This window comes from Streptomyces sp. NPDC001380 (genome assembly GCF_042895785.1).
Classification (GTDB): domain Bacteria; phylum Actinomycetota; class Actinomycetes; order Streptomycetales; family Streptomycetaceae; genus Peterkaempfera.
In genome coordinates this window covers 235,160-249,405 of the sequence record NZ_JBIAWP010000003.1, presented here as the reverse complement: position 1 = coordinate 249,405, position 14,246 = coordinate 235,160, and the positions used below count along the sequence as shown (strand labels likewise).

12 protein-coding genes are annotated in these 14,246 nt (G+C 76.6%); 3 read left to right on the top strand and 9 right to left on the bottom strand.

Translation table 11 applies throughout. The annotated features are described in order from the left end of the window. Positions 1-39: 39 nt before the first annotated feature. The 5 genes from ACFY07_RS06000 to ACFY07_RS05980 all read right to left on the bottom strand — a co-directional run bounded on the left by ACFY07_RS06000 (position 40) and on the right by ACFY07_RS05980 (position 6,024). Positions 40-2,346 carry a CDP-glycerol glycerophosphotransferase family protein gene (locus tag ACFY07_RS06000; protein ID WP_390867572.1) on the bottom strand — a complete coding sequence of 769 codons (2,307 nt, stop codon included), beginning with the start codon at positions 2,344-2,346 and terminating at the stop codon, positions 40-42. 252 nt (positions 2,347-2,598) lie between these two features. After that, complete coding sequence (locus ACFY07_RS05995; RefSeq protein ID WP_390867571.1) at positions 2,599-3,159, bottom strand: 2'-5' RNA ligase family protein; 561 nt, start codon at positions 3,157-3,159, stop codon at positions 2,599-2,601. A 5-nt stretch (positions 3,160-3,164) separates the two neighbouring features. Beyond that, the gene (gene trpS / locus ACFY07_RS05990; protein ID WP_230648563.1) at positions 3,165-4,178 is read right to left on the bottom strand and encodes a tryptophan--tRNA ligase; all 1,014 of its coding nucleotides are present in this window, start codon (positions 4,176-4,178) and stop codon (positions 3,165-3,167) included. A gap of 159 nt (positions 4,179-4,337) precedes the next feature. Next, entirely contained in the window at positions 4,338-4,544 is a 207-nt protein-coding gene (locus ACFY07_RS05985) for a hypothetical protein (protein ID WP_390867570.1), read from the bottom strand. A gap of 100 nt (positions 4,545-4,644) precedes the next feature. Then, on the bottom strand, positions 4,645-6,024 hold the full coding sequence (locus ACFY07_RS05980; RefSeq protein WP_390867569.1) for a hemolysin family protein: 1,380 nt from the start codon (positions 6,022-6,024) through the stop codon (positions 4,645-4,647). A gap of 158 nt (positions 6,025-6,182) precedes the next feature. Here ACFY07_RS05980 and rocD point away from each other — a divergent pair, with 158 nt between their 5' ends. Then, positions 6,183-7,448: an ornithine--oxo-acid transaminase gene (gene rocD / locus ACFY07_RS05975; RefSeq protein ID WP_390867568.1), complete on the top strand. Its 1,266-nt coding sequence runs from the start codon at positions 6,183-6,185 to the stop codon at positions 7,446-7,448. Between the two features lie 64 nt (positions 7,449-7,512). On the opposite strand, the gene ACFY07_RS05970 is transcribed toward rocD, so the two are convergent. From ACFY07_RS05970 to ACFY07_RS05955, 4 genes are all read right to left on the bottom strand, one after another. Then, positions 7,513-9,408: a hypothetical protein gene (locus ACFY07_RS05970; protein WP_390867567.1), complete on the bottom strand. Its 1,896-nt coding sequence runs from the start codon at positions 9,406-9,408 to the stop codon at positions 7,513-7,515. A 132-nt stretch (positions 9,409-9,540) separates the two neighbouring features. Beyond that, complete coding sequence (locus ACFY07_RS05965) at positions 9,541-10,722, bottom strand: glutathionylspermidine synthase family protein (RefSeq protein ID WP_390867566.1); 1,182 nt, start codon at positions 10,720-10,722, stop codon at positions 9,541-9,543. Positions 10,723-10,729: 7 nt separating this feature from the next. Continuing rightward, a complete protein-coding gene (locus tag ACFY07_RS05960; protein WP_390867565.1) occupies positions 10,730-11,098 on the bottom strand; it encodes a hypothetical protein in 369 nt (122 codons plus the stop codon). A gap of 225 nt (positions 11,099-11,323) precedes the next feature. Next, positions 11,324-11,818, bottom strand: a complete 495-nt coding sequence (locus ACFY07_RS05955) for a carboxymuconolactone decarboxylase family protein (protein WP_390867564.1) — start codon at positions 11,816-11,818, stop codon at positions 11,324-11,326. Positions 11,819-11,868: 50 nt separating this feature from the next. Here ACFY07_RS05955 and ACFY07_RS05950 point away from each other — a divergent pair, with 50 nt between their 5' ends. Together ACFY07_RS05950 and ACFY07_RS05945 are read left to right on the top strand one after the other, a co-directional pair. Then, positions 11,869-13,341 (top strand): PLP-dependent aminotransferase family protein, encoded by a 1,473-nt coding sequence (locus ACFY07_RS05950; protein ID WP_390867563.1) that lies wholly within the window; start codon positions 11,869-11,871, stop codon positions 13,339-13,341. A 71-nt stretch (positions 13,342-13,412) separates the two neighbouring features. Then, positions 13,413-14,234, top strand: coding sequence for a MerR family transcriptional regulator (locus ACFY07_RS05945; protein ID WP_390867562.1), 822 nt, complete (start codon positions 13,413-13,415; stop codon positions 14,232-14,234). Positions 14,235-14,246: the final 12 nt, after the last annotated feature.

Here is a 14,246-nt window from a genome sequence, read left to right as displayed (position 1 = left end):
CACGCCCGCCGCGCGGGCCGCCGCCCGGGCCGCCCCCGCTCAGCCGGAGGAGCTGAGCGCCTCCGCGAGCCGGTCGCCGCCCTGGGCGGGCACCGAGCGGCCGCACCGGACCAGGGCCTGCACCGGGTCGGGGGCCGGGGTGCGGTCGGCCGGGGGGACGTGCGGCAGCGGCGCGGTCTCGCCCAGGAAGACGCGGCGCACCACCCGCTCGGCGGCGCGCCCGTCGTCGAACTCACAGAACCGCGCCCGGAAGGCGGCGCGCAGCTCCGCCGCCGCCTCGCCCCGCCACGCACCCGAGGCCAGCACCTCCAGCAGCTCCTGCTCGCTGCGGGCCACCGCGCCGGGCGTCTCGCCGGGGCGGCCGGAGAGCACGTCGAGGTAGACGCCGCGGGACTCCCGGTAGACCTCCCAGTCGTCGGCGTAGACGACGATCGGCCGGTCCAGGTTGGCGTAGTCGAACATCACGGAGGAGTAGTCGGTGACCAGGGCGTCCGCCGCCAGGCAGAGCCGCTCCACCGAGGGGTGGCCGGAGACGTCGACCACCGCGCCGGCCCGGCCCCCGGCGGCGCCGTCCCCCTGCAGGCCGGCCGCGTCCTGCCGGTCGTGGAAGTAGTGGGAGCGGGTGAGCAGCACGTAGCCGGGGCCGAGGGCGCGCATCAGGCGGTCGGGGTCCAGCCGCGGCCGGTAGGAGGTGCGGTAGTCGCGGTGGGTGGGGGCGTAGAGCAGCGCCACCGCGCCGTCCGGGATGCCGAGCTCGGCGCGGGCGTCCAGGACGTCCTGGGCGGTGGCCGTGTAGAAGACGTCGTTGCGCGGGTACCCGTACTCCAGCGTGGTGTAGCCGGCCGGGTAGGCCCGCTCCCACGCCAGGGTGGAGAAGCGGTTGCTGCTGAGGCTGTAGTCCCAGCGGTCGACCCGCTCCAGCAGCCGCTCGAAGTCCATCCGCGCCGCCGGGTACCCCTGCAGGTCCAGGCCCATGGACTTCACCGGCGTGCCGTGGTGCGTCTGCAGGTGGACCGTGCCCGGCCGCTTGACCGCGGAGTCGGGGAAGTTGACGTTGTTGACGAAGTACCTCGCCCTGGCCATCACCGCCCGGTGGCGGCGGGAGCCGGGGTGGACGAAGGGCACGCCGGGCGGGACCTCGGCGCGGCGCCGCCGGTCGACCACCCACACCGTCTCGACGTGCGGGGCCAGCTCGCGCAGCTTCGCGTGGATCGCGGCCGGGTTGCAGGACGGCCCGCGGTTCCAGTACGCGGCGAAGACGGCCAGGTCGCGGCGGACCGGGAGGCGGTGCTGGAGCCGCTGGTAGGCGCCGAGCAGCGGGCGGCCCACCGCGTGCCGCAGCCGCCGCAGCGCCGTCGGGGAGGTGCGGCGCACCCACTCCAGGGCGCGCAGTGCCGAGTGGGCGCGGCGGCGGCCGCGGGCGAGCAGCCGCAGGCGGGCGGCCTCAGGGCCGGGCGGCTGCCGGTACCCGGCGGGGCGGTGGCGGCGGCAGTGCCGGGCGGCGCGGCGGAAGTACTCGCGGCGGGCGTCGGCGGGCACCCGGTCGGGGCGGCTGACGACGGTGTGCAGGTGGTGCAGCATCCGGCCGTAGACGACCGGCCGCCACCGCTCCAGGTCGGGGCGGGAGTCGAGGAAGGCGAAGACCCGGTCGTACTGGTCGAAGACGTCGAAGTGCTTGCGGCTGCTGGTGGAGAGGATGTTGCCCTGCCGGCGCTGCCGGTAGTGGACGCAGACCCGGTCGAGCAGGGCGATCCGCTCGGCGGCGAGCATCGCCGGGTAGGTCCAGGGGGTGTCCTCGTAGTAGCCGGGCGGGAAGCGCAGCCCCTGCCGCTCGACGAAGTCGCGGCGGTAGGCCTTGTTCCAGACGACCATGAGCAGGCCGAGCAGCTCGGGGCGCCGGTCGACCGCGAAGACGTCCGGCCCGGGGCGGGAGAAGAGCTCCGCGTCGCGGCTGCGGCGCACCTTCCGGTTCCAGTAGGTGCGCGCGTAGTCGTAGACGAGGATCTCGGGGTCGTCGCACGCCGCCAGCCGGTCGGCGACGGCCTGGAGGGCGCCGGGGGTGAGGGTGTCGTCGCTGTCCAGGAAGAGCACGTACTCGCCGGTGGCCGCCTCCAGCCCGGCGTTGCGGGCCCGGCCCAGGCCGACGTTCTCCGGCAGGTGGAGCACGGTGACGCGGTCGTCGCGGGCGGCGGCCTCGTCGAAGATCTCGCCGCAGGCGTCCGGGGAGCGGTCGTCGACGCCGATCAGCTCGAAGTCCTCGAACGACTGCGTGAGGACCGAGTCGATGCACGGGCCCAGGTAGGCCTGGACCTTGTACGCGGGGACGATGATGCTGAACCGGGGCATGGGCATCCACATCGGGTCGACGGGCACGGTACGCGGGTGCCCGGGCCGCGGGTGCCTTCCTCCGCCTGCGGGCAGGCGGACCGGCCGACAGCCGGTCCGTCACCTGCCTCAACGACCGTACGGCGCAGGGGACACGCCCGCCGGAGGGTGAAACGTGGCCCCGCGTCCCCCTCGCCGACACCGGGCGGACACCCGGCGTTGCCCCGCCGCCCGGCCCGGGCCGGGCGGCACGTGGACGCGTGCCGCCCGCCCCTAGGACGCGCCGAACGCGTACGCGTGCAGCGGCCGCCAGACCTCGTCGGCGCCGAAGCGGTACAGGCTGTACCCGGGCACCTCGAACGAGGCCCGGAAGCCCCTCATCTCCTCGTACGCCCGGTCCAGGGCGTCGTCGGGGAGGTTGTGCGCGACCGTCACGTGCGGGTGGAAGGGGAAGTTCAGCTCGCGTGCCAGCGGCCCGGAGCGCACCGACGCCTCCACCTCGCGGCACTCCTGCATGCCCTCCTCGACGCGCACGAAGACCACCGGGGACACCGGGCGGAAGGTGCCGGTGCCCAGCAGCAGCATCGGGAACGGCCGGTGCCGGGCGGCGACCGTGCGCAGGTGCTCCTGCACGGCGGGCAGGTCCGCGACCGGGACCTCGGTCGGCGGCAGCAGGGTGACGTGGGTCGGTATGGAGCGGGCGAGGGGGTCGCCGAAGGAGTCCCGGGCGTCCTGGACCTCCTTGCCGAAGGGGTCCGGGACGGCGATGGACACGCCGATGACGACGCTCCGCGGCGCCCCCTCCCCGTCCGCCGGGGCGGCTCCGGTGTCCATGCGGGTCAGTGCTTCGCGGGGAGGAAGCCGACGCGGTCGTAGACGGCGGCCAGCGTCACCGAGGCGGTCTCGCGGGCCTTCTCCGCGCCGCGGGCCAGCACCCGGTCGAGCTCCGCCGGGTCGTCCAGGTAGGCCCGGGTCCGCTCCTGGAAGGGGGTGACCCAGTCGGTGAACGCCTCGGCCAGCTCGGTCTTCAGCGCGCCGTACAGCTTGCCCTCGAAGTGCCGCTCCAGCTCGTGCACCGAACGGCCGGTGATCGCCGAGTAGATGAGGAGCAGGTTGGAGACGCCGGGCTTCTTGTCCTCGTCGTAGCGGATCACCGTGTCGGTGTCGGTGACGGCGCTCCGCAGCTTCTTGGCGCTGGACCTCGGGTCGTCGAGCAGGTTGACGAGGCCCTTGGGGGACGACGCCGACTTGCTCATCTTGACGGCCGGGTCCTGCAGGTCGTAGATCTTCGCCGTCTCCTTGACGATGTACGGGGCCGGGACGGTGAAGGTCTTCCCGAAGCGGGTGTTGAAGCGCTCCGCGAGGTCGCGGGTGAGCTCCACGTGCTGGCGCTGGTCCTCGCCGACCGGGACGGCGTCGGCCTGGTACAGCAGGATGTCGGCGACCTGCAGGATCGGATAGGTGAACAGGCCCACCGAGGCCCGCTCGGCGCCCTGCCGGGCGGCCTTGTCCTTGAACTGGGTCATCCGGGAGGCCTCGCCGAAGCCGGTGAGGCAGTTCATCACCCAGGCCAGCTGGGCGTGCTCCGGCACGTGCGACTGGACGAAGAGCGTGCAGCGCTCCGGGTCGAGGCCCGCGCCCAGCAGCTGCGCGGCGGAGACCCGGCTGTTCTCACGCAGCACCGCCGGGTCCTGGTCCACGGTGATCGCGTGGAGGTCCACCACCGCGTAGAAGGCGTCGTGGGTCTCCTGCAGGGCCACCCACTGGCGTACCGCACCCAGGTAGTTCCCCAGGTGGAACGAGCCGGAGGTGGGCTGGATGCCGGAGAGCACGCGCGGGCGATCAGTGACCATGCCGCCCATTCTCTCAGGAAAGGCGGGCGGCTCTGCGACAGGTTCCGACTCGTCGTGTTTGACCGGGTCGCCCGCCCCGGTGCGGCGGGGCGCCGGCGCGGGGCCGGGCGCGCGGGTCCGGCCGGGGAGCCGGGGCGGCCCGGCCCGGGGCGGCCCGGCTCAGGGCACCTGGCGCAGGTACAGCGCCCCGCAGCTGTGGCAGAACGGCTCGGCCGCCTCGCTGCCCCAGGCGTCCGCGGACTGGGTCGGCGCGCCGGGGTCGAGGTCGCGGCCGCACAGGGCCCGGACCCCGCCGTCCTCCACCATGTGCCAGTGCCTGATCGCGCCGTCCTCGGCGTCGTACTCGGCCCGCATCTCGTACGCCATGGCGGCCGCTCCTCTCCGTCAGGTCCGTACGTCCTCCCCTCCACCATGACCGCTCCGCGCGCCGCCCGCCCCCGGAGGGGCGCGGGCGGCGGCCCCGGTGTCACGGACGGGCCGCTCCGGAGGGTCCCGGTCGGCCCGGACCGGGCACGGGCTCGGCGGGACCGGCCGCACCCGGCGCACCCGGCGCGGGGACGCCCGCAGCGGTGACGCGGACACGGGCGATGCGGCGGCCGTCGAGCGCGGCGACGGTGAGGCGGTAGCCGCCCGCGGCCGCGACCTGGTCGCCGACGGCCGGCAGGCGGCCGAGGGCGGCGACCGTGTAGCCGGCGACGGTCTCGTACGGGCCCTGCGGCAGCTCGACGCCGGTCTCCTCCGCGAAGTCGGCGAGGTTGAGCAGTCCGTCCACCTCCATGCCGCCGCCCGCGAGCCGCAGGGTGGCGGTGGCGGCCTGGTCGTACTCGTCGCGGATCTCGCCCACCACCTCCTCCACGAGGTCCTCCAGCGTCACGATGCCCGCCGTGCCGCTGTACTCGTCGACGACGATCGCCAGGTGGTGCCCCTCGCGGCGCATCTCCGACATCGACGGCAGGACGCGGTTGGTGTCCGGGAGCAGCTTCACCGGGCGCGCCAGGTCCCGCACCGTGCGGGCCGGGGCGCCGGAGCCGTCGTCGGGCCGGTACAGGTCGCGGACGTGCACGAAGCCGACCACCGTGTCGTACGAGCCGTCGACCACGGGGTAGCGGGAGTGCGGGTAGCGGCCGACCTCGGCCCGGACCTCGTCCAGCGCGCGGTCCGCGTCGAGGAAGGTGACCTCGGTGCGGGGCACCATGACCTCGCGCAGCTGCCGCTCCCCCGCCGCGAAGACCTCCGCGATCAGCTGCCGCTCGTCGGCGCCCAGCTCGGTGTTGGACGCCACCAGGCCGCGCAGCTCCTCCTGGCTCATCGCGTCCCGGCCGGCCCTGGGGTCGCCGCCCAGCAGCCGCACCATGAGGTTGGTGGAGCGGGAGAGGAGCCAGATCGCCGGGCGCAGCACGACCGAGATCACGTCCACGGCGGGCGCGGCGAGCAGGGCGATGGGCTCGGCCCGCTGGAGGCCGATCCGCTTGGGGGTCAGCTCGCCGAGGACGAGGGAGACGTAGGAGATCACCAGCGTGAGCCCCACCAGGGCCACGGTGTCGGCGATCCCCGGCGCCAGGCCGAGGTCCTCGAAGAGCGGGGCGGCCTTGCCCGCGAGGGTCTCGGCGCCGAAGGCCGCCGACAGGAACCCCATGCAGGTCACCCCGACCTGCACGGCGGCCAGGAAGCGGTTGGGGTCGCCGGCCAGGTGGGCCGCCCGCGAGGCCCGCTTGGTGCCCCGCTCGGCGAGGGCCCGGATCTGGCCCTCCCGCAGGGAGATGAGGGCGATCTCGGCCACGTTGAAGAGGCCGCCGACCAGGATGAAGACCAGGACGAGCGCGGCGTCCCCGAGGGTGTCGTTCACAGGGGAAGTCTAGGAACCCGCCGGCGCCCGTGGTCCCGCCCGGCCGGGCGGGCCCGCCGGGCCCTGCCGGAGGCGGGCGCGGGCCCCTACAGTCGAGGCAGGGGCCGCACGGCCACGGGCCCCGCCCTCGGTCAACGGCGACCCGGTGGAGAGAAGCCATGAGCGATCCGCACAGCCCCGCACCCGGCCCGGCCGCCGCCCCCGACCCGACCGCCGCCCCCGACCCGACCGCCGGTCTCATCGCGGCCGCGGACGCCCACAGCGCCCACAACTACCACCCGCTGCCGCTGGTGGTCGCCGAGGCGGAGGGCGCGTGGATGACGGACGTGGCGGGGCGCCGCTACCTGGACCTGCTGGCGGGCTACTCGGCGCTCAACTTCGGCCACCGCCACCCCCGGCTGGTCGCCGCCGCCCGGGCGCAGCTGGACCGGGTCACCCTGACCTCGCGCGCCTTCCACCACGACCGCTTCGCCGCGTTCTGCACGGAGCTGGCGGAGCTGTGCGGGATGGAGGCGGTGCTGCCGATGAACACCGGCGCGGAGGCGGTGGAGACGGCGGTGAAGGCGGCCCGGCTGTGGGGCTACACGGTGAAGGGCGTGCCGCCGGGCCGGGCGCGGATCGTGGTGGCGGCGGGCAACTTCCACGGCCGCACCACGACGATCGTCTCCTTCTCGACGGACCCCGAGGCCCGGGAGGGCTTCGGCCCCTACACGCCGGGCTTCACGGTCGTGCCCTACGGGGACCGGGCCGCGCTGGAGGCCGCCGTGGACGAGGACACGGTGGCGGTGCTGCTGGAGCCGATCCAGGGCGAGGCGGGCGTGGTGGTGCCGCCGCCCGGCTACCTGGCGGCGGTCCGGGAGGTGACGGCGGCGCGCGGCGTGCTGCTGGTCGCGGACGAGATCCAGTCCGGCCTGGGCCGCACCGGCCGGACCTTCGCCTGCGAGCACGAGGGCGTGGTGCCGGACGTGTACGTGCTGGGCAAGGCGCTGGGCGGCGGCATCGTGCCGGTGTCGGCGGTGGTGTCGTCGCGGGCGGTGCTGGACGTCTTCACGCCGGGCAGCCACGGCTCGACCTTCGGCGGCAACCCGCTGGCGTGCGCGGTGGCGCTGGAGGTGATCGCGCTGCTGCGGACCGGCGAGTACCAGCAGCGGTCCGCGGAGCTGGGCGCGTACCTGCACGGGGAGCTGGCGGCGCTGGCGGCGGACGGGGCCGTGCGGGCGGTGCGCGGGCGCGGGCTGTGGGCGGGGGTGGACGTGGACCCGGCGTTCGGCTCGGGGCGGCGGGTGTCGGAGCTGCTGATGGAGCGGGGGGTGCTGGTGAAGGACACCCACGGCTCGACGGTGCGGATCGCCCCGCCGCTGGTGGTCGCCAAGGAGGACCTGGCATGGGCGCTGGGGCAGCTGCGGGAGGTGCTGACGGGCTGAGCCGCACGGGCCGGAGGAGAGCGGGTGCCGGGGCGGGCGTCCTGCGGCGCCCGCCCCGGCGGACTCAGGCCGGGCCGCCCGGGCCGCCCCGGCGGCGGCGCAGGGCATCCGCCAGCTGCCCGCCGACGTAGAGCGCGGCGACGGTGGCGAGGACCGCCCGTACGGCGCCGACCTGCGGTGACCACCACGCGTAGACGGCGGCGGGTGCGAAGACCAGCAGGCCGAGCACGCGCAGGGCCCACCAGCGGGCGGGCAGGGGGGCGGGGGCGGGCTCCCGGGGGTCGGGCGGCAGCTCCCCCGGTCCGGTGGCGAGGGTGTCGCGGATGCCGGCCGCCAGGCCGCGGCGGGCGACGGCCCGTGCGTCCGGCCGGTCGGCGAGGACGCGGGGGCGGTCGCCGAAGCCGGGGGGCAGGGCGGGCAGGCCGAGGGCGGCCACGAGGTCCGCCTGCCGCCGGACGGGGTCGTCGGTGCCGCGCAGCAGGGCGGTGAGCGGCCGGGGGTCGGCCACGCCGAAGGCGTCGGCGAGCGCCCGGGCGGTCCGGTCGGCCTCCTCGTGGGAGGGGACGGGCGCGCCCGGGTCCCACTGGTGGACGGCACGCGCCGCGCCCCTGCGGACGAGTGTCACACCCCGGCGGCCGCCGTCGGCGGCGGTGAGCACGAGGACGGGCCACTTCTCGCCCGCGGTCAGGGACTCGGCGGCGGAGGTGAGCCGGTCCGCGCCCGGGCGCCCGGCGGGAGGCTCGGGGTCGCGGCCGGGCTCCACGAGGGTGTGGGCGCCCTCGGGGGCGAGCAGCAGGCCGGTCCGGCACAGCAGGGCCGCCTCGGCGACCTCGGGCAGGGGGGCGGCGCAGACGGCGAGGGTGCGCGGGGCCCGGTCGGCGTCCCCGGCGTCCCCGGAGGGCCGGGGGGCCGGGACGGACGGGCGGGAGAAGAACGGGGTGCGTGCGGCGGCCCGGGTCCGTACAGCCCGGCGGAAGGTGAGGAACTGCTCGCGCGGATCGCCGAAGTAGGCCCACGGGAGCCGGGTGGCGTGCACGCCGGTCGCCCGGAAGGCCTCCAGCGCCTCCTCGGTGCGGCCGTCCCCGGCCAGGAGCAGCATCAGCGCGAGGTGGTTGCGGAAGCCGGCGGCCTCCGGGTCTCCCGGCGCGAAGGAGGCGGACAGGTCGAGGGCGCGGCGGACCGCGGCCTCGGCACGCGCGTCGAAGGCGGGATCCGCTCCCTCCCGCACGCCGTCGACGACCCGGTACTCGACCGCGGCGAGGAGCGGGAGGGCGTGCAGACGGGAGCCCGGGAGCGCCTGGTCGGCGGCGCGCTCCGCGAAGGCGAACATCTCCTCGTGGGAGCCGTACCACTTGCGGCACAGGTACTGCAGGGCGGAGACGTGGCAGCCGTAGTGGCAGGGGGCTCGGGCAGCCGCCTCCTCCCAGTGGGCGTCGAAGACCGCACGAGGGGCCTGGGAGCCGCGGGCATGGGTGAGGGCGATCCTCCACGGAACGGGATCCGCGGGGTTGAGCTCGGCTGCCCGGCGGATGACGGGGGCGGCGTCTCCCAGGAGGGCGAAGAAGGCCTGGAACTGGTCGTGCGCGACGCGCTCGGCCCTGGCCCCGGAGCGGACCTCCCACGCCTGGCGGATGCACAGGTCCGCCTTGACCAGCACGGCGTCAGGGTCGTCGGGCTCGGCGTCGAGCCAGGCGTGGAGCCAGCCCGGGTTGTGCAGGGCGAAGCCGGCGAGCTTCGCCACGTCGCCGTCGCGCCGCTCCCACCGGGCGTCGCGCCGGGTGGCGGCGAGGAGGGCGCGGGCCGGTCCGAAGTCGCCGGCCCCGGCGGCGGTCAGCGCGGCCTGCAGGGGTGCGTCGGGGGCGTCGAGCACCACGGCGGCGTCGGGCGGCAGGTCGGCGCCGACGGCCGCACCGTGGCGCATCACGCGGGGCAGGGCCGCCAGGGAGGACAGGAAGGGCATGGGTGATCATTGAAGTCGCCGATCAAGCCCCTGGCCAGCGGTTTCCGGGGACGAAGCGGTATCGGCGCGGAGGTTGCGCTCCGTGCGGTCACGAAGGCGCAACGGATGCCCGCGGCCGGGCCGGGCGGCCGGTCAGAGGATGACGTGCGGCAGGAAGCGCGCGTACTCGTCGGTGACCGGCCCAGCGGACTCGCGGATGCCGAGCCCGGCCGGCTCGTCCTCCACCACCCAGGCGCCCAGGACGGTCCGGTTGCCGTCGAAGTCGGGCAGCGGGGCCAGTTCCTGCCAGCAGTGGCGCACCGCCGGGTCCGGCACGGGGGCGGGCCCGGTGCCGTCGTGGAGCAGCACGCCGGCGCCCTCCCGGCCGAGCAGCGGCTTGGCCGCCCAGCGGGCCAGGCCGCGCGGGCCGTCGAGGTACGCGGGGAGCAGGTTGGGGTGGCCGGGGTTGAGCTCCCAGAGCACGGCGAGCAGCGCCTTGTTGGAGAGCAGCATCTTCCAGGCCGGCTCGATCCACAGGGTGGAGCCGGTGCCGCCGCCCAGGTCGGCGGTGCGCAGGGCGTGCGCGCCGAAGGCGTCGGAGACCAGCCACTCCCACGGGTAGAGCTTGAAGACGGTCCGCAGGAAGCGGCACTGCCGGTCGACGAACCGGCCCGCGAGGGAGTCCCAGCCGATGTCCTCGACGGCGAGGGAGCGGGTGTCGAGGCCGGCCTGCCGGGCGGTCTCCATGAGGTAGACCACCGTCATCTGGTCCTCGCCGAGCTCGTCGTCGTGCGAGTGGGCGAAGTGCACGGGGTGGCCGGGCGGCAGCAGCCGGGCCTGGCTGCGCCAGGCGGCGACGAGGCGCTCGTGGAGGGAGTTCCACTGGTCGGCGCCGGGGAAGCGCTCCTCCATCCAGAACCACTGGGGGCTCGCGGCCTCCACCAGCGAGGTGGGGGTGTCGGCGTTGTACTCCAGCAGCTTGGCCGGTCCGGTGCCGTCGTACCGCAGGTCGAAGCGGGCGTACAGGCTGGGCTGCTCGGCGCGGCGGCGCCAGGACCCGGCGACGGCGGCGGCGACCGACGGGTCGGTGATGCCGAGGTCGGCGAAGCGGTCCTCGGCGACGATGTGCGCGGCGGCCTCCAGGCAGAGGCGGTGCAGCTCCTCGACGACCCCCTCCAGCGCCTCGACCTCGGGGAGGGTGAAGGAGTAGTAGGCCGACTCGTCCCAGTAGGGGCGCAGCGAGCCGTCGGGGTGGCGGGTGAGCGGGTAGATCAGGCCCTGCTCCTCGACGGTCTGCTGCCAGCCGGGGCGGGGCTCGGTGCGGTGGCGCTGCATCGGCCGCTCAGCCGCCGCTGCTGTGCCCGTGGCCGCCGAAGCCGCCCCAGTGGAAGCCGGAGCTCTTGTGCGAGCTCTTGGAGACCCGGGGGCCGGTGTAGCGGTGGCCGTAGTAGCCGCCGGCGGCGGCGGTGCCGTGGTGGTCGTGGTCGTCCTCGTACCACTGGTAGCGGTCGGTGGAGGCGTAGCCGTTGCCGGGCTGGCCGTTGCACAGGCGGTCGGCGACGTTCTTGAAGGTCTTCGTGTCGACGCAGCGCAGGTCGGGGCTGTCGTCGCTGCCGCAGGAGGTCAGGGCGAGGGCGACGGCGCTGACGACGCCGAGCTGGAAGGCATGGGACCGCTTGCGTCTCGCGCCGGTCGCCGCCGTGTCCGCCATGGTGCTCCGCTCCCCGTGTCCGCCGGCCGCCGCAGGGGGCGGCCGGACCGTGCGGCCCGAGGGGCCGCGTCCGTACCGGCCGACCACCCTAGCGGCCGGGCCGCTGCGGCGGCAGAGGGGGTGCTGCGCCGGACGTCGGGGGTGCGGACGCCAGGCGTGCGGGTGTCAGGCGTGCGGGTGTCAGGCGTGCGGGTGTCAGGCCTGCGGGTGTCAGGCCTGCGGGTGTCAGGCGTGGTCGTGGCGGGGCGCCGGGGACATGCGGCTGGCGACGCCGATGCGGTTCCAGGCGTTGATGGCGACGGCCAGGGCGAGCAGGCGCGCCAGTTCGGACTCCTCGAACCGCCGGGCGGCCTCGTCGTACACCTCGTCCGGCACGCCGTGGTCGCCGAGGCGGGTGACGGCCTCGGTGAGGGCCAGGGCGGCGCGCTCGCGGGCGGTGAAGAAGGGGGTCTCGCGCCAGGCGGCGAGGGTGTGGAGCTTGTGCTCGGGCACGCCGCGGCGGCGGGCGTCGCGGCTGTGCATGTCGAGGCAGAAGGCGCAGCCGTTGAGCTGGGAGGCGCGGGTGCGGACCAGTTCGGCCACCACCGGGTCGAGGCCGTCGGCCGCGGCCTTGTCCAGGGCCGTCATGGCCTCGTAGAAGCCGGGGACCTGCTGGAGGCGGATGCGCGGCGCGGGCGCGGGGACGGGGGCGTCGTCGAGGGCGGGTGCTGTCGTCGTCATGGGTTCCACGCTAGGGGCGGGGCGGCCCGCGGGCGTGGTCCACTTGGGGCATGGGACCACGGGCCATTCCTGGCAGCGACCTGCACCTCGACCTCGCCCCGGGCCCCGGGGTGCGCGCGGCCCTGGAGCGGGCGCTGCGCGACGCGGTGCGGGGCGGGCGGCTCGCGCCGAGGAGCCGGCTGCCGTCGTCGCGGACGCTCGCCCGCGACCTGGGGCTGGCCCGCAACACGGTGGCCGACGCGTACGGGCAGCTCGTCGCCGAGGGCTGGCTGACGGCGCGCCAGGGCTCGGGGACGCGGGTGGCGGAGCGGCCGGACGGCGCGCCGCGGGCCGGACGCGCGCCACGGGGGCGGTCCGCCCCGGACGACCCGTTCGCGGCACCGGGCGACGGCTCCCTCCCGTACGACCTGCGGCCCGGCAGTCCGGACCTGTCGCTCTTCCCCCGCACCGCCTGGCTCGCCGCGACCCGGCGGGCCCTGGACGCCGCACCCCACCGCGTGCTCGGCTACACCGACCCGCAGGGGCTGCCGGAGCTGCGGCGCGCCCTGGCGGGGTACCTGGCCCGCACCCGGGGGGTGCGCACCGACCCGGAGCTGGTCGTGGTCTGCACCGGCTTCGTGCAGGCGGCCGGGGTGCTGGGGCGGGCGCTGCACCGGCTGGGCGGCCGGCGGGTCGCGGTCGAGGCCCTGGGCCTCCACGACACCCGGCGGGTCCTGGAGGCGGCGGGCCTGGCGGTGGACCGGCTGCCGGTGGACGCGGGCGGCGCCCGCACCGACCTGCTGGCGGCGGGCCCGGCCGCGGCGCTGCTGACCCCCTCCCACCAGTTCCCGGCAGGGGTGCCGCTGCGCCCGGACCGGCGGACCGCCGCGGTGGCGTGGGCGCGGCGCACCGGCGCGGTCCTGGTGGAGGACGACTACGACGGCGAGTTCCGCTACGACCGGCAGCCGGTGGGCGCCCTGCAGGGCCTGGACCCGGAGCACGTGGTGTACGCGGGGACGGCCAGCAAGAGCCTCGCGCCCGGGCTGCGGCTGGCCTGGCTGGCGGTGCCGCCGCGGCTGCTGGACGCCGTGGTGGCGGAGAAGCGGCTCTCCGACCACCACTCCCCCGTCCTGGAGCAGCTGGCCCTCGCCGAGCTGATCGACTCCGGCGGATACGACCGGCAGGTGCGCCGGGCCCGGCTGCACTACCGGCGCCGCCGCGACCGGCTGGCGGCGGCGGTGGCGCAGCACGCCCCGGACGTGGCCGTGACCGGGATCGCGGCGGGCCTGCACGCGGTCCTGGAGCTGCCGCCGCGGCTCGCCGGGGAGGGCCCGGCGCACACGGGCGGGGAGGCGCTGACGGCGCGCGCCGCCCGGCGCGGCCTGGCCCTGCACACCCTGGGGCGCTACCGCGACCCGGCCGACCGGGACCCGTACCCGCCCGCGCTGGTGGTCGGCTACGGCACCCCGCCCGACCATGCCTTCACGGGGGCCCTGGACCTGCTGTGCGGGCTGCTGGCGGACCGCGCTCGACTGTCCGCTTGACTCTCCCCCCGGGGCAGGCGGGAACCTCGAGAGGGCCGGGCCGACGGGGTCCGGCGCGGAGGCGTGCACCCGTGGGGGACGACGGGGCCCTGCTGTCCGCCGGCGCGTCCGCCCGCCGGTCCCGGCTGTCGGTGAGGGCGCTGCGGCTGTACGACCGGCCGGGGCTGGTGATGCCGGCGGAGGTCGACGCCGCCGGCTGCCACTGGTGCCGGGAGGACCGGCCGGCCGACGCCCGCCTCGTGGCCCTGCTGCGGCGGCCGGACATGCCGCCGGCGGACGCCGCCGGGGTGCCGGCGCTGCCCGGCGCCGAGGCGGCGGCCGGGGCCGGGGCGTCCTGGGAGCCGGTGGAGCGCCGGGTCGCGGCGCAGCGGGAGCCGGCCGTGCACCTCCGCACCCGGTTGGCGGGGGACGAAGGGAGGACGGGGATGTTCGAGATCCGCGAGCGGGAGGTCCCGGAGCAGTGGGTGCTCACCGAGCGGCGCGCGGTGCGGGTGGCGGAGCTGCCCGGCTGGATCGGGGAGGCCACGCGCCGGCTGGAGGAGGCGGCCCGGCCGCTGGGCGGGGTGGCGGCGGCGCCGTTCGTCGTCCACCACGGCGAGGTGACCGAGGACGGCGACGGGCCGGTGGAGGTGTGCGTGCCCGTCGCCGGCGGGCGGACGGTCCCGGCGGGGACCGCGTCCCGCCGGGAGCCGGAGCACCGCGAGGCGTACACCCGGCTGGTGAAGGCGCAGGTGGCGTATCCGCAGGTCCTCTCGGCGTACGACGCGGTGGCGCAGTGGATCGCGGCGGGCGGACGCCGCCGCACGGGCCCGGGCCGGGAGGTGTACTTCGCCGACTGGGCGGCGGCGGGGCCGGACGACGCGGTGTGCGACGTGGCGTTCCCGGTCGGCTGAGGCGCGGACGCG

Bases quoted from the DNA above. Each gene is read 5' to 3' on its own strand.
- ACFY07_RS06000 (WP_390867572.1), bottom strand. From the start codon at position 2,346: ATGCCCCGGTTCAGCATCATCGTCCCCGCGTACAAGGTCCAGGCCTAC.
- ACFY07_RS05995 (WP_390867571.1), bottom strand. From the start codon at position 3,159: ATGGACACCGGAGCCGCCCCGGCGGACGGGGAGGGGGCGCCGCGGAGC.
- trpS (WP_230648563.1), bottom strand. From the start codon at position 4,178: ATGGTCACTGATCGCCCGCGCGTGCTCTCCGGCATCCAGCCCACCTCC.
- ACFY07_RS05985 (WP_390867570.1), bottom strand. From the start codon at position 4,544: ATGGCGTACGAGATGCGGGCCGAGTACGACGCCGAGGACGGCGCGATC.
- rocD (WP_390867568.1), top strand. From the start codon at position 6,183: ATGAGCGATCCGCACAGCCCCGCACCCGGCCCGGCCGCCGCCCCCGAC.
- ACFY07_RS05970 (WP_390867567.1), bottom strand. From the start codon at position 9,408: ATGCCCTTCCTGTCCTCCCTGGCGGCCCTGCCCCGCGTGATGCGCCAC.
- ACFY07_RS05965 (WP_390867566.1), bottom strand. From the start codon at position 10,722: ATGCAGCGCCACCGCACCGAGCCCCGCCCCGGCTGGCAGCAGACCGTC.
- ACFY07_RS05960 (WP_390867565.1), bottom strand. From the start codon at position 11,098: ATGGCGGACACGGCGGCGACCGGCGCGAGACGCAAGCGGTCCCATGCC.
- ACFY07_RS05955 (WP_390867564.1), bottom strand. From the start codon at position 11,818: ATGACGACGACAGCACCCGCCCTCGACGACGCCCCCGTCCCCGCGCCC.
- ACFY07_RS05950 (WP_390867563.1), top strand. From the start codon at position 11,869: ATGGGACCACGGGCCATTCCTGGCAGCGACCTGCACCTCGACCTCGCC.